17 protein-coding genes are annotated in these 13114 nt (G+C 42.3%); 14 read left to right on the forward strand and 3 right to left on the reverse strand.

Features of this window, described 5'->3' with window-relative positions; genetic code table 11:
- Positions 1-19 precede the first annotated feature (19 nt).
- The 5 genes from AC58QO_RS05360 (at position 20) to AC58QO_RS05380 (ending at position 4395) form a co-directional block, all read left to right on the forward strand.
- Positions 20-637 carry a ribonuclease H-like YkuK family protein gene (locus tag AC58QO_RS05360; RefSeq protein ID WP_497264209.1) on the forward strand — a complete coding sequence of 206 codons (618 nt, stop codon included), beginning with the start codon at positions 20-22 and terminating at the stop codon, positions 635-637.
- 163 nt (positions 638-800) lie between these two features.
- The gene (locus tag AC58QO_RS05365; protein WP_497264210.1) at positions 801-1307 is read left to right on the forward strand and encodes an ADP-heptose synthase; all 507 of its coding nucleotides are present in this window, start codon (positions 801-803) and stop codon (positions 1305-1307) included.
- A gap of 24 nt (positions 1308-1331) precedes the next feature.
- Entirely contained in the window at positions 1332-2357 is a 1026-nt protein-coding gene (locus AC58QO_RS05370; protein ID WP_497264211.1) for a phosphotransferase, read from the forward strand.
- 179 nt (positions 2358-2536) lie between these two features.
- Entirely contained in the window at positions 2537-3526 is a 990-nt protein-coding gene (mgrA, locus tag AC58QO_RS05375) for an L-glyceraldehyde 3-phosphate reductase (RefSeq protein ID WP_497264212.1), read from the forward strand.
- Positions 3527-3729: 203 nt separating this feature from the next.
- Positions 3730-4395: a YjgB family protein gene (locus AC58QO_RS05380; RefSeq protein WP_497264213.1), complete on the forward strand. Its 666-nt coding sequence runs from the start codon at positions 3730-3732 to the stop codon at positions 4393-4395.
- 235 nt (positions 4396-4630) lie between these two features.
- On the opposite strand, the gene xerS is transcribed toward AC58QO_RS05380, so the two are convergent.
- A complete protein-coding gene (gene xerS / locus AC58QO_RS05385; protein ID WP_497264214.1) occupies positions 4631-5713 on the reverse strand; it encodes a tyrosine recombinase XerS in 1083 nt (360 codons plus the stop codon).
- A 155-nt stretch (positions 5714-5868) separates the two neighbouring features.
- Here xerS and sigV point away from each other — a divergent pair, with 155 nt between their 5' ends.
- Genes sigV through AC58QO_RS05405 form a run of 4 tightly spaced genes read left to right on the forward strand, consistent with a single transcriptional unit; the run spans position 5869 to position 7884 of the window.
- The gene (gene sigV / locus AC58QO_RS05390; RefSeq protein ID WP_497264215.1) at positions 5869-6378 is read left to right on the forward strand and encodes an RNA polymerase sigma factor SigV; all 510 of its coding nucleotides are present in this window, start codon (positions 5869-5871) and stop codon (positions 6376-6378) included.
- A gap of 2 nt (positions 6379-6380) precedes the next feature.
- The gene (gene rsiV / locus AC58QO_RS05395) at positions 6381-7265 is read left to right on the forward strand and encodes an anti-sigma-V factor RsiV (RefSeq protein ID WP_497264216.1); all 885 of its coding nucleotides are present in this window, start codon (positions 6381-6383) and stop codon (positions 7263-7265) included.
- A 59-nt stretch (positions 7266-7324) separates the two neighbouring features.
- A complete protein-coding gene (locus AC58QO_RS05400) occupies positions 7325-7564 on the forward strand; it encodes a hypothetical protein (protein ID WP_497264217.1) in 240 nt (79 codons plus the stop codon).
- A gap of 59 nt (positions 7565-7623) precedes the next feature.
- Complete coding sequence (locus tag AC58QO_RS05405) at positions 7624-7884, forward strand: DUF3892 domain-containing protein (RefSeq protein WP_497264218.1); 261 nt, start codon at positions 7624-7626, stop codon at positions 7882-7884.
- Between the two features lie 105 nt (positions 7885-7989).
- Here AC58QO_RS05405 and AC58QO_RS05410 read toward each other — a convergent pair whose 3' ends face one another.
- Together AC58QO_RS05410 and AC58QO_RS05415 are read right to left on the reverse strand one after the other, a co-directional pair.
- Positions 7990-8274 carry a hypothetical protein gene (locus AC58QO_RS05410; protein ID WP_497264219.1) on the reverse strand — a complete coding sequence of 95 codons (285 nt, stop codon included), beginning with the start codon at positions 8272-8274 and terminating at the stop codon, positions 7990-7992.
- Between the two features lie 92 nt (positions 8275-8366).
- Positions 8367-9230, reverse strand: a complete 864-nt coding sequence (locus AC58QO_RS05415; protein WP_497264220.1) for a helix-turn-helix domain-containing protein — start codon at positions 9228-9230, stop codon at positions 8367-8369.
- A gap of 142 nt (positions 9231-9372) precedes the next feature.
- Between AC58QO_RS05415 and AC58QO_RS05420 the strand changes: the two genes are divergently transcribed.
- From AC58QO_RS05420 to AC58QO_RS05440, 5 genes are all read left to right on the forward strand, one after another.
- Entirely contained in the window at positions 9373-10572 is a 1200-nt protein-coding gene (locus AC58QO_RS05420) for an MFS transporter (protein WP_497264221.1), read from the forward strand.
- A 162-nt stretch (positions 10573-10734) separates the two neighbouring features.
- Positions 10735-10938, forward strand: coding sequence for a YwbE family protein (locus AC58QO_RS05425; RefSeq protein ID WP_497255956.1), 204 nt, complete (start codon positions 10735-10737; stop codon positions 10936-10938).
- 23 nt (positions 10939-10961) lie between these two features.
- Positions 10962-11213, forward strand: coding sequence for a YolD-like family protein (locus AC58QO_RS05430; protein ID WP_497264222.1), 252 nt, complete (start codon positions 10962-10964; stop codon positions 11211-11213).
- Positions 11214-11386: 173 nt separating this feature from the next.
- Complete coding sequence (locus AC58QO_RS05435) at positions 11387-12028, forward strand: hypothetical protein (RefSeq protein ID WP_497264223.1); 642 nt, start codon at positions 11387-11389, stop codon at positions 12026-12028.
- A gap of 104 nt (positions 12029-12132) precedes the next feature.
- A complete protein-coding gene (locus AC58QO_RS05440; RefSeq protein WP_497264224.1) occupies positions 12133-13056 on the forward strand; it encodes a tyrosine-type recombinase/integrase in 924 nt (307 codons plus the stop codon).
- Positions 13057-13114 lie beyond the last annotated feature (58 nt).

Here is a 13114-nt window from a genome sequence, read left to right on the forward strand (position 1 = left end):
CCGCCTTTTTCTATAGATTATGGAGAAAGGGAGAGCCTTATCTTTGAAACCTTCGACGACGAACCAACCACTGGAATTTAGGAACACATCGGAAAGAGGACTTAACCTGGATACCGTGCACGAGCGTATTCTTCATTTCATGCGTCTTGATCCTGTGGCCACCTATAAATTCATAATAGGTACGGATTGTCAGGTGCACACAGGTCATACGAAATTCATTACCGGCGTAGTGATCCAGCGGCTAGGGAAAGGAGCGTGGGCATGTTATCGTCAAGTGATCGTACCAAGAGCCCTTCACTCAATCAAAGAAAAACTTTCCATGGAAACCTCATTAAGTGAAGAGATAGCGATGTATTTTGACGAAAACAAGCGATTAGATATGGAAAATATTGTTCTTCCTCATCTGTATCAAGGAGCCACTTTCGATATGTTCATTCATATTGATGCGGGAGATGACGAGAATAGAAATCGGACGGCAAAATTCGTCCAGGAGATGGTACGACGAGTCGAATCAGTCGGAATGGTTCCGGTTATTAAACCTGATTGTTATGTCGCATCCGCGTATGCGAATCGCTACTCCAAGAAGCCATTTCGACCCCTGTACGAGGACAACGAGGTGTTGGATGGCAGTTTATAAGCATCATAAAGAACCGTTAGCTCGACTGGTCAAGAGATCTAGGGAGCTAACGGTTTTATTTTAAATTGGCGTGTTATTATACATACCTTCCTCGAAAAAAGGATTTCCGATCTTTCTAGCGAAGTATTGCTGAATGATGATTGTAGCATAAGGGGGGAATTCCATGAGCAAAACGTTTATTATCGAAGCCGTGATGTTAGCCGTGCATGGCCAGCTCATGCTGCCATCAAAGCCTGTGACTTATATTATTCCTTATACGACTATACAAGAGCTATATGAACTTCACAGCAGCCCTGAACCCATTATGTTAGAGCATGAGGATGATGGTTTTGTCAAACAAATGATTGGTGAGCTCATTGCGTTCTTTGAGGAATCTTTTAATAAGAAAAAAATAGAAAAAGCATTGTCCATACCATGGGGTAAAAGCCCTCCATTACCGATTAATGAGCATGTGACGCTGAAGATCGTGTATGCGATTGATAATGAGGCCTATGGGGATCAATTTGACCCGATCGAAACGGAGTTAATATTGACTGCGATCAAGGAGCAATCCGTTTTACTAACAGATCAGTTTGATTTTATTGAGCGATTAGTGGAGTTTTCAATACCCGTTGAAGCATTCGATGTGGAGGATTTTGAGTTCGCGGTAGAAGGCGATAATCAAGTATAAGATGAGGAGCTGAGTCAAGGCATTATGCGAGTCATTGAACAAGAGGAACAATTAGCGTTACTTCCCGCCAATTGGTTTCCTTCTCAAACGTGGACGCTTCGTGTTGGTGCAGGTGGGATGAATAATACAACACGATTCGTTGAAGTAGAGGATCGTACTTATGTTCTACGCTTATATGAAACGCATCGTGACCGGAACAAAATAAGTTTTGAGCATAACGTCTTGCTTCGGATAGCTGAAATGAAAGAGGAGCTTCCTTTCGAAATACCTATGCCTCTAGAGCTGCCAACTGGAGGAACGATGGTGATGCTGGGGGATGATAGTGGCAAGCTTGCGGCCTTATTTACGTATACGGAGGGTCATAATCCAATTGAATTAGGTTATCTTCAGCTGCAAGACATGGGGAAAGCGGTAGGACAATTATCTGCGAGCTTAGCTAAGATTACGATTGGAGATAAGCCGCAATATGCTCCTTATTATGAAATTGAACATATTCATCCTAGCTGTAATCCGGAAGCGATTCGCATGTTTGCACTGCAGCCGCCGGAACCCTTCATGGCTCAACAGGATGAACTTGCCTATATATTTAATCGCTATATGGCCATATATGCCGCGATTCCAACGATAAGGCAGCTGCCGCATCAGCTCGTTCATGGCGATATTAATGGCTCCAATATGCTGGTGGATGACGAAGGGCGTATAGCAGCTATTCTCGATTTTGAATTTGTAACGATGGATGCGCGTGTCATGGAGATCGCCGTCTGTTTGTCGGATTTAGTTGACCCAACCGTAGCGGTAGAGAAACTCAATGCGAAAAGCAGAGCATTTTATGAAGGGTATCGTCAGTTTGTTCGATTGTCAGAGGAAGAAATTAATATTTTACCGTTGTTGATCGAGCTGCGCCGATTAGATGTCTTTATTCATTTTCTTGGCCGTTACTTAGATGGTGTGGATCCTCAAGGCGTACTGGTAGACATTATTCGTAATACCTATGAGAAAACGAAATGGCTGCAAGAGCACAATGCATGGCTTCGTTTTGAACACATTTAGTCCATTTAACGTGTCCTACTAACCTTTTGGTAAGTAAGACACGTTTTTTTCAGTTCTTTTTTTGTTGCTGGGCTTACACTATACTAGTACATAGGATACAAGATACTTGTGAAAACTTTAGTGAATACATAAGTGACTTTCCTAAAAAGATTTTCTTGGAAATATGAAGGAGGACAATCATGGTCTATCAAGCAAGTTCAACTCGCTATGCAGAAATGAAATATAATCGTACAGGGAAATCGGGGCTTAAGCTCCCAGCGATATCGTTAGGCATGTGGCACAATTTCGGAGGTCTGGATCTACATGAGAACGGTAGAGCCATGCTTCTTCGTTCCTTTGATTTAGGGATTACGCACTTTGATTTAGCTAACAACTATGGACCGCCACCGGGCTCCGCAGAGGAATTGATGGGGCGTGTACTCAAGAGTGACCTAGGTGCTTATCGCGATGAGCTTATCATCTCGACAAAATCGGGCTACCATATGTGGGAAGGTCCTTACGGCGAGTGGGGCTCCAAGAAAAACATGGTGTCCAGCTTAGATCAAAGCTTAAAAAGAATGGGTCTAGATTATGTTGATATTTTCTACTCCCACAGACCAGATCCGAACACACCGTTCGAAGAAACAATGGCGACTTTGGATCTAATCGTTCGTCAAGGTAAAGCTCTCTACGTTGGACTTTCCAACTACACAGCTGAGCAAACGAAAGAAGCGGCTTCGATTCTCAAAGGCTTAGGTACGCCGTTACTTATTCACCAACCAGCCTACAGCATGATGAATCGGTGGATCGAGGAAGGATTGCAGGATGTACTGGATGATTTCGGCGCAGGCAGTATCGCGTTCTGTCCGCTTGCGCAAGGCTTGTTAACGAATAAATACTTGAACGGCATTCCGGCAGATTCAAGAGCAGGTGGTAAAAGCCAATTCTTGAAAGAAAAAGACATTACGGAAGAAAAATTGAACCAAATTATTCAACTGAACGAGTTGGCTAGTTCCCGTGGTCAAAGCTTAGCGCAAATGTCACTTGCTTGGGTGCTTCGCGGCGAACGCGTAACATCCGCTTTAATTGGTGCAAGCCGAGTTTCGCAAATCGAGGAAAACGTGGCCGCATTGAAAAACCTCGAGTTTGCTCCGGAAGAGCTAGCTGCAATCGGAAAAATCCTGAAGTAATATTTAGGATTCCTAGGTATGTTATGTATGTTTGGAACAAATTAGTGAGATAATTGAATTGTGAGAAGCCAAATAAACCATGGAGGATTATTCCCTTATGGTTTGTTTTATTTAGATCAACAAAAGTCACGTAAGTGAGCAGCAACATTTCTTGTGAATGCATCGTTAGTAAACTGTAACTAAAATAGATTGAGGTGACTGACATGAAAAAAAATAATAGAAAAACAACGATATTTACCTTGCTTTTGTCGACTATGTTCTTGGTAACGGCTTGTTCTTCAACACAAGAACAGTCACCGAATACGTCGACTCCAAGTCCGAGTATCTCACCGATCCCATCGGCAACTCCTACAACGAGTCCATCTGCAGTTCCATCTGCGAGTCCTTCTGTGAAGCCTACAACACCCGCGCCATCGTCATCTACTAATGCTAGTACGGTATCGAAGCAAATTAAAGATATGCTGGAACTTGCCAAATCAGGTAAAGTCAGCGGCATTGCGTTTGCAGCAAAGACAGGGCTTATCGATGACGTCGAGAAATTGTGGGGGAAGGCAGATAAGAAAGAATCAGCGGGTAGTGGCATTTACGCTACGTACACGAAGAAAAATGCGGTTATTGGCTTTAACAAGGGAAGTCAAATCATCGATATTCGCTCCAATGATCCACAGTTGCATGCGTTGACGTTAAGTCAGATTGAACAAGCCTTAGGCAAACCGTCTGACACCAAAGTAAATGGTGATGATACGATTTATATCTATCAAGCCTCACAAGTATTTCAACTTAAATTTATTATACCTAAATCCACTGGAAGAGTAGATCATATTTCTGTCTTTGATACGGTAGATTCTATCAATAATATGGCTAATTAATCATTCATTAATGGTAAATAAAGTTGTCGTGTACTATTTCTTGTAGTCTCCATCGAAGTCTAGATAGCACAAAAGTTACCATGTGTGCGCATTGGAGAAGTGCGGAAGATTATTAGGCAATGCGAAAAGACCCTAATCCTCTTCCGTATCTACAGGAAGCCATGACGATTGCTACGTTTGAACCCGCTATGAACGAAGTCGTCAAAACATTTGAACCAGCCAAACTCGTTTAGCATCAGGATTCCAGACGCTTATCAATGGCCTCGGACATCGTTCGATCCGTAAGATGCGCATAGATTTGCGTCGTCTCCGGTGAGGCATGGCCGAGCTGTTCTTGTGTTTTGTACAAGTCGTTCTGCAAGTAATAATCGGTGGCGAAGGAATGTCGCAGTTTATGTACGGATAGGTACGGCTTGCCAAAGCGTTTGGCATATTTGATCACAAGTTCTTGTATTGCTCTTTTCGTCATTCGTTCGCCTTCTTTTTTGCCATTAGCCATGGCAATGAAGAGGGCTTTTTCTTTTTTGGCTGGCTTGTATCGCGAGGAGCGAATAGCCAGGTAGTCCGTGAGGGCTTGGATGGCATCGAGACGAAAATATACCGGCGTTTTGAACGTATCGTCGTTTTTACCTTTTCGATACACATGGGCGAGCTTCATTTTCAAATCAATATCATCGACATTCAGGTTGAACACCTCGGAAACACGCAACCCTGAATTAAGGATGAGTGTAACGATGCAAGCGTCCCTAACCTTATTTAACTCGTAGGCGTAGAGCGCCTGTTTATTCTTCGCAACATCATGCTCATAGCCTTCCTTCACATAAGCAATAAACTCCACGATTTCTTCCTCTTGCAGCAGCTTCCCTTCGAGTTTCGCCGCGCTGTCCTTGGCCTTGTGTGATCGCTTAATTTCCACTTTAGCCATCACATTGCGCTTCAGGAGCGGGTAGAAGTTATCATCTTCAGCAATTTGACTCAAATAATGAAATAAGGAACGAAGCGCGGAAAGCTTACGATTAATCGTTGTTTTACCATTTGCTTGTACTTTACGGGTGGCAAGGAACATGCGAAAATTATTAATGCTGTCCATATGCAGCTTCTCTAAATCTTCAAGAGGAACCTGATTCATGACATTCGCTGTACTTAAGCCCTCTGCGAGCAGCCAAGACAAGAAGATCTCATAATCACGTACATATTCAAGAAGCGATGACGGTGAGAGGTCTGGGAGCTTATAATTAATAAATTTCTCAATATACCACGGCATGGAAGGAACGCGTCGATCTAACTCATGACGATCTTTGACTTTAATAATATTCATAGCAGTTCACCTCATAAGCGTCTTGCTGTTAGTATACCAGTGGAATTACGAAATTGGTAGGCATGCCCATCAAACTATTCAGCGCCTTGATACGTCTTAGCTACAACAAGAATTAGTTCTCAAAACCGCGCGGTAAAAGGAGCGTCATCACCCACATGAGTATGAATAGAAAGCTAGAAACTGAGTTAATTACCTGCATAACGGAGCACAAAGAGAACGTATATCGACTTGCGTACAGTTATGTGAAAAATCAGGAGGATGCACTCGACATTGTGCAAGAGGCGATTCAGAAGGCTTTTGCAGCATCAGACTCCTTGAAAAACAATGCATCGATCAAAAGCTGGTTTTACCGAATTGTCGTTAACACCTCCTTGGATTTCCTTCGAAAGCATAAGAAGCTTACTGTAATGGATGATGTAACGATGGAGGCAATCACGCCTGGCAGTGAAGATGCCTATCCGAATATTGATTTAGAAAGAGCGCTGGATGACTTGCCGATGATGTATCGCAGTGTCATTACGCTTCGGTATTTTGAAGACTTGAAGATCGATGAAATCGCTGAGGTCTTGAAGGAAAATACGAGTACGATCAAGACGCGGCTCTACCAAGCACTTAAGCTTTTACGGATAAAAATGAACGATGATAAGCTAGTGGAGGTAAACTAACCATGGACGAGAAATTAGAGCAAATGAAACAAAATTATATGGACATTCCAATCCCTGCGGAACTCGATTTCATTGTTAATCAAGCCATTAAACAACATAGAAAAAAGCCGAGAACTAATCTGAAGTGGATGACTGCTGTCGCGGCAGCAGCAATTGTCCTGGTTGCGGGTCTGAATACGAGCCCAGCGTTGGCCCAAACCTTATCTGAGATGCCAGTCGTCGGCAAATGGATGAAAGTCCTGACTTTTCGAGAGTTTAAATATGATGATGGCGCGCGTGAAGCACAAATAGAGGTCCCTATCATTACAAATATGGAAAATAAAGCGTTAGAGGAATCCCTAAATGCGAAGTATTTGGAGGAAAGTAAAAAGCTCTACACAGACTTCATGGTGGATGTTGAGGAAATGAAAGCAAGTGGCTTAGAGGGACATCTGGGTGTTGATAGTGGCTATATCGTCAAAACGGACAATGATAAGATTTTCTCTATAGGCAGGTATGTGGTCAATACAGTGGGTTCTTCGTCGACAACTTTCCAATACGATACGATTGATAAAAAGAATCAACTGCTCATCACATTGCCAAGCTTGTTTAAGGATGAGGGATATATGCAAGTCATCAGTAACAATATTAAGGAACAAATGAAACAACGGATGAAAGACGACCCTTCAAAGGTTTATTGGGTGGAAGGGGTAGCGAATGAGGTGAATTTTGCGTTTAAAATGATCAAAAAAGATCAAAGCTTCTACATTAATAAGGATGGCAAGCTTGTTATCGTGTTTCAGAAATATGAGGTTACGCCTGGTTATATGGGTGGACCTGAGTTCATCATACCGACTAACCTCCTAAATGAGCTGTTAAGTACGCATGCTTATCTTTCCCCCGAATAAAATGGGACATTGTTGCCTACATTAATTGGGTATGCAAAACATCAGCTGGGGGTATTACCATGCCGCAACAAAAGGAACTTGGCTTAGCGCAAATTAAGGATGTTGCCCAAAAGGCAGAGCAAGCAGCAGAACAGACGCTGCAAGTTGCACAGCAAATCTATTCGCAAGCTACGGCTGCCGCTCTCACTGAGGCTGAGCAGCAGTTGGAGGATCTACAAACTCAAATCAAGCAAGCGCAGCAGAAGACGGAAGATCTCAAACAAGAAATGAAAACGCAGAGTGAGTCTACGCAGTCATAGAGCTGAGCCCCACATTCGTGGGGTTATTCTAATGCGCAATAGAAATGGAGGAAATCTTTATGCCGCGACGTAAAAGTGGACCACATACCATTGATCCGAATAAAGCGATGATCCAATCGGTGCATTATGAAGACGGAAGTATCCAAGCTGTTCAATTTCAAAATGGGCAAGTGGTGGATGTTCAGACTGCAATTGAGATGACGGAAGCTGATTTAATCGAAGATGCGAATACGGGTGTGAATCGAAAAGGGGAGAAAACCTTGCGTTCGTATCCCGATGGAGATCCGAGCAATAATCTATCGAATTTACCACGGTTTTAACTGGTTTGGCTTATAAGCTGCTTACCTATGTTTTGGGGTAAGCAGCTTTTTCGGCATTAAAAAAAGCTGCTGAGTGGACTCAGCAGCTTTGAATGCGTTTGCACATTATTTTTTAAAATAGCCTCCGACATAATGGTAGACTACACCAAGTGCACCGAGATAGTACGCGATTTTTAGAATGAAATCGGTATGATCTAGCGGCATCATGTTGGAAATTAAGAATAAAGGGAAAACAAAGTACAAAAGGTCTTTCAAGTAAGATGTAACCGTAGAGCCGGAGAAAGTTCCTGCTGCAAACGATTTGAACAAATCTACTACAAAGCTAAGACCCATGACCCCTAAGACAAGCCACATTGCATAAAGCATTAAACCCGATAGTGTAAGTGCCATGTCTGATTCACCTCCACATACGATGATTTGCTTTCAATCTATCATATGCAGCAATGTGACAAGTCGTGCTAAGTAGTCGGAAATTTTTGCGGTTAGGTATGCATCGTGTTTCGAAAAATGAGAGGGGACACACCTACATATTTCTTGAAAATACGTGAAAAGTAAAACACATCCTTATATCCTAGTGAATCGGCGATTTCTTTCACGGAATTCGTCGTGTTCAGTAAAATATTTTTGGCTTCGGCCATTTTCATTCTATGCATGTACGTATTTAATGGATATCCGGAATATTCGCTGACGATTCTGCGAAGGGTAGAAAGTGAGATATGATGGCGTTTGGCGATACTTTGCGCATCAAATGGCTGATATAACGAATCGCTGAGTTCATCGATGAGATTAATATATTGCTGTGTCTTCGTCGTTTCAATTGTGGCTTCTGCCCGTTGAATAAATTCAAAAAGTAATGACTCCACGAGCAACGCTGCCCGATCAATATTGGCGGGAATGCCACTTTCCATCCCAATGAAAATGCGTTCAATCCGATTGTGCTGTGCAGCATCTTCATACCCAACCTGTTTCACTTGATCTAGTTCCGTGAGCCAGCTATTCTGCCATTCCTTCACGCGGCTGCCTTCGAGGGTGAAATAGTACTCGTCCCAGAATCCGCTTGGATCAGGACCATAGGAGTACACATTATTCGGAAGGAAGAAGAAGAGGCTGCCGCTTTCAACCTTTTGTACAGGTCCATCATTTACTTGGAAGGTGCCTTGTCCTCCTGCGATATATACAATAGCGAAGCTATCGAACTTGGCATGGCTCCGGAACATAATCCGACCAGGCAAATGTCCAACATAGAGAATACGTAAGGATTGCAGTTTTAATTTACTGGCATCGATGGGTAAAGTAATGATTCGAAGTGGATAGGGACTTATCGTATCGTCCATGAACCTAGGCATAACATACATTCCTTCCGAGCTTACTCCGTGATATGATATTGAAAGTTAAAACGCATTAACTTTCGTGTGTTTTCATTATAAATGAGATTCCATGCCTTCGTAACCCAGTTTACCAAAATTTCGTTCAGAAAGTGAGAACAACATGACAACCGCCCTAAAACGATTATTACTGATGAGTGTGAGTTCTGGCATTATTTTTAACTATATGGGTATTTTCATTAACCTTTTCATATGGGAGAAGGGAAATTCAATCTTTGACATCGCATGGTTCAACCTGATCATGTTTCTAGTATGGGGCTTAGCTTTTATGTTCGGTGCGAATCTCTTATCCAAGTACACGATTGGCTCTGTCATGCGGGTCGCTGCGATAGGTGCAGGGATCACCTTCGTCCTTCTTTCTTGGGTGCATTTTGAGCCTAAAATCTTGTATATTACTTTGATCGCTGTCCCAGTTGGGCTTACGAATGGTCTATATGGTTCTGCGCAAAATATGGGGATCTCTCTTTTCGGAAAAGGGAAGGAGTTTACCGCTTTCTTCTCCGCTATTAGTGTGATTGGTCAGTTGATTTCTTTCCTTAATCCTTTGCTTTTCGCGGCTATTATTAAGTGGCTGGGGTTTACAGCATCCTTCTTCATTATGTTCATCTTCATCGCACTTATGATTTTTACATCGTATTTCGTTCCACCCATCTCATTAAAAGAAGCAAATGAACCCGTGTTTCGCAAGTTCCGCTTGGGTCAAGTATTCTCAACACCACAATTGAAATGGATGATTCCTTCGCTTGTTGCTGGTGGATTTTTCATTCAGTTTCAGGGTATTTTCTCGCTGATCTTTACCTTTTCGGTAACACAAGATAAGCTCAACATTGCTTTGCTGCAAATCATGTACACATCGTTCACGATTGCGTGTGTATTCATCTATCGCCGCTTTAGTCGTACTCGTCAGATTAGTGATAACAGATGGTTAACCTTTGGCATGGGGGCCGCGGCAGCAGGGTTCTTGTTAGCGTTATTCCCTACACCTTTGATTCTCATTCTATCCAACATATTAACGACGATCGGATTGTTTTTCTTCGCTACGATTTGGAGCTCGAGACAATTCCTTGCGACCTATCAATTAGAACCCATTCATCAAACCAGAGTGCTGGTTTGGCGGGAACTCATCCTTGTTATTTCACGAATGTTCTTGTTGGCGTTAATCCTCGGTATACATGACTTCGATGGTTTCGTATTCAAGGCTGTGATGATCTTTAGTTTCTCAAGCGCGTTGTTAATCCCATATTTTTCGAAAAAGAGCGATGACTCTGCTGAGAAGACTGTTATAAATGGCGTGGAATCTTAGGATTCCCGTTTTTTTATATGCGTGAGAATTTAATTAATATAATAAATAATTAATGACAATAATTATATTTTCGTGGATAAAATATCTCTTGAGATGGGGTAGATGGGGAAACTATGGTATAATAAATCACACTATGGCATGAAAGCAGGCGACATACGCAGCATGAATGGACAAAATCGGAAAGATGTTGTGCCCGGCAAAGAAGTGAACATCGTGTTGAAGCAAGACCAGCGAAGCGGGAAACTTACACGCGGGATCGTGAAGGATTTATTGACGAATTCACCTACACATCCCCATGGTATAAAAGTAAGACTCACGGATGGCCAGGTAGGCCGCGTGAAGGAAATTATAACGCCGTCCAACTGACGGATCATGGAGGGGAATAGAGGATGGCAAAAACAAAAGTAGCGAAACGGCCTACGCGAGATGAATTCGTACTCGAAGAAATCGGGAACCAGTTGTCGGAGGCGAAGATGGAAAATTCCGAGATTGTGCTGACCGTTTGGGGACGTGAAGCAACGGTGCGCGGCACGATCGCGACGATGGATTCACGTACGGGCAGAGTACATATGGATTGTAAAGGTGAGCTGGAAAAGGTGCCTTTTATGGATATTATGAAGGTGGAGTATCCGCGGGATTAAGATGTGTGCATGGAAATGAAATAACTTAGTTACACCAAAAATTGGGAGGTTGTAAGGTCATAGAGACTTTGCAACCTTTCTTTTTTTAATTTCCAATATTTTGAACAAGTGATAGAATGAAAAGGTGTTATCATTGAAAACCAAAACCAATTCAAATTAAAGGAAGAGATACAATGAGTGAATTTACTTCAGGACTTTTATTATTGGCCTCACATAAAGAAGCAATTAGAAAACATGCCATTCCAAATTCGTTACTTAAGGTAATTGATGAAAAGTGGGTCGCTTATTTAACCCGTAAAGATTTTTGTATTAATTTTAGTGAAGCTCCAGCGTATATAACTCAATTATCAGTGGACGCTCCAGTGCTTTATTTTTGTAATTGTGGAGATCACTATTGGGGCTATCGAGTTTTTTCAGAGGGAAATGAAATTGCTAGTTTTAGAATTTCATATGAGTTCGATGAAGAACTTACAATGAAGATTTTTGAAGAACGTTATCCTGATCGTGAAATCATTGAACTATTTACCACTGACTATCATAAAGAAATTAATACATATATTAAAGAGAATGGATTGAAGGAAAAGGCGTATAATGAATTATTTGAAAAATGCAATGTTGCAGCTTTTAAGCAATTTCATGTAACAGATAATCAAATCGACAAATTACGTGTAGTTCTGAACTCGAACTATTTCAGACACCATGATAATATCTTTAATATTGTAGATGAATTTAAAGAAATTTTAGGGATAAATGCAATGAGTTGGATAAGATACGAACAAGTTGAAGAAGACCTGGATTATGAGGAGAAATTTTAGTATTAGGTAGTTTTCGAAGTAGTATAAGCAATTATTTATAATTTAAAATTGCACTAAATCTATATTTAACGCAATTTAGCTTTTAACGGACGGAGATTAACAGCATGGACACTAGTTTAGCGTATGATGACGAGTATTTGGAGCTTTTTGACTCCTGGATGAAGGACCAGGGGTTCACGAAACGAACACAGCAAGCCTACCTAGGCGATGTTCGTTTATTTCTAGCGAGCCTGGGAGAGAAAGCTTTGCCTACAATCGAGGCGATTGATATTATGCGATTCTTGACGAGGATGCGTCAAAGTGGGGCAGGGGATGCGGCGAGGAATCGGTATCTCTCGTCGATCCGCACTTTTTTTGCAGCGCTCGTGGAGCTGCAGATTGTTGTACATAATCCTTCGATCACTGTCAAAAAATCGAAGGTGGAGAAGAATCCAGTTCCAACCTTTCTGAGTGAGGAGCTGCTCTCTGTTTTTTTGCAATCCATTGAGGGGAAATACCAGATTCGCAATGTGGCGATGTTTCTATTGATGAGCTATGCCGGCTTGCGCGTCAGTGAGCTTCACCGATTGAACATCTCCGATTTCAATCGGGGTACGAATTCTTTGATGGTCCTCGGCAAAGGCCGCAAGTGGCGTGTGATCCCGCTTCCGGGCGAAATCGTTCAAGTGCTTGAACGCGCGCTTGAAGAGCGCATGGAAGCGAGAAGTGGTGCGGAGCAGCCATTCTTTGTCTCCCAATTCGGTCGGCGGATAAGCATCCGAATGATTCAAACGATTGCCGAGAAGCATTTCGGTCATTTGAAAGGTAAGTACATCGAGCTGCAAGGCAAGTCGTTTTCCAGCCATAAGCTGCGGCATACGTTCGCTACGATGCAGGTGCTTGCTGGCACGGATATCCGGACGCTGCAAGAGTTGCTTGGTCATGCGAGCATTCAAACAACGCAAATTTATACACATGTAGGAGATAAACAAAAGCAAGATGCGATGAATCGCGTTTCAGCGTTTATTCCTACTGGCATGGGATTCTAAGTGTACTAATATGTAAATTTTCTGCATATAAGGCAACAGAGAGTATCTAGTTCACTAT

The organism is Paenibacillus sp. J31R30 (genome assembly GCF_059692115.1).

Coding starts and splice junctions, on each gene's coding strand:
- AC58QO_RS05380 (WP_497264213.1), top strand. CDS start 3,730: ATGAAAAAAAATAATAGAAAAACAACGATATTTACCTTGCTTTTGTCG.
- xerS (WP_497264214.1), bottom strand. CDS start 5,713: ATGAATATTATTAAAGTCAAAGATCGTCATGAGTTAGATCGACGCGTT.
- AC58QO_RS05430 (WP_497264222.1), top strand. CDS start 10,962: ATGGCAAAAACAAAAGTAGCGAAACGGCCTACGCGAGATGAATTCGTA.
- AC58QO_RS05405 (WP_497264218.1), top strand. CDS start 7,624: ATGCCGCGACGTAAAAGTGGACCACATACCATTGATCCGAATAAAGCG.
- AC58QO_RS05410 (WP_497264219.1), bottom strand. CDS start 8,274: ATGGCACTTACACTATCGGGTTTAATGCTTTATGCAATGTGGCTTGTC.
- AC58QO_RS05420 (WP_497264221.1), top strand. CDS start 9,373: ATGACAACCGCCCTAAAACGATTATTACTGATGAGTGTGAGTTCTGGC.
- AC58QO_RS05400 (WP_497264217.1), top strand. CDS start 7,325: ATGCCGCAACAAAAGGAACTTGGCTTAGCGCAAATTAAGGATGTTGCC.
- AC58QO_RS05360 (WP_497264209.1), top strand. CDS start 20: ATGGAGAAAGGGAGAGCCTTATCTTTGAAACCTTCGACGACGAACCAA.
- AC58QO_RS05415 (WP_497264220.1), bottom strand. CDS start 9,230: ATGCCTAGGTTCATGGACGATACGATAAGTCCCTATCCACTTCGAATC.
- AC58QO_RS05440 (WP_497264224.1), top strand. CDS start 12,133: ATGGACACTAGTTTAGCGTATGATGACGAGTATTTGGAGCTTTTTGAC.
- AC58QO_RS05435 (WP_497264223.1), top strand. CDS start 11,387: ATGAGTGAATTTACTTCAGGACTTTTATTATTGGCCTCACATAAAGAA.
- AC58QO_RS05425 (WP_497255956.1), top strand. CDS start 10,735: ATGAATGGACAAAATCGGAAAGATGTTGTGCCCGGCAAAGAAGTGAAC.
- mgrA (WP_497264212.1), top strand. CDS start 2,537: ATGGTCTATCAAGCAAGTTCAACTCGCTATGCAGAAATGAAATATAAT.
- sigV (WP_497264215.1), top strand. CDS start 5,869: ATGAGTATGAATAGAAAGCTAGAAACTGAGTTAATTACCTGCATAACG.
- AC58QO_RS05365 (WP_497264210.1), top strand. CDS start 801: ATGAGCAAAACGTTTATTATCGAAGCCGTGATGTTAGCCGTGCATGGC.
- AC58QO_RS05370 (WP_497264211.1), top strand. CDS start 1,332: ATGCGAGTCATTGAACAAGAGGAACAATTAGCGTTACTTCCCGCCAAT.
- rsiV (WP_497264216.1), top strand. CDS start 6,381: ATGGACGAGAAATTAGAGCAAATGAAACAAAATTATATGGACATTCCA.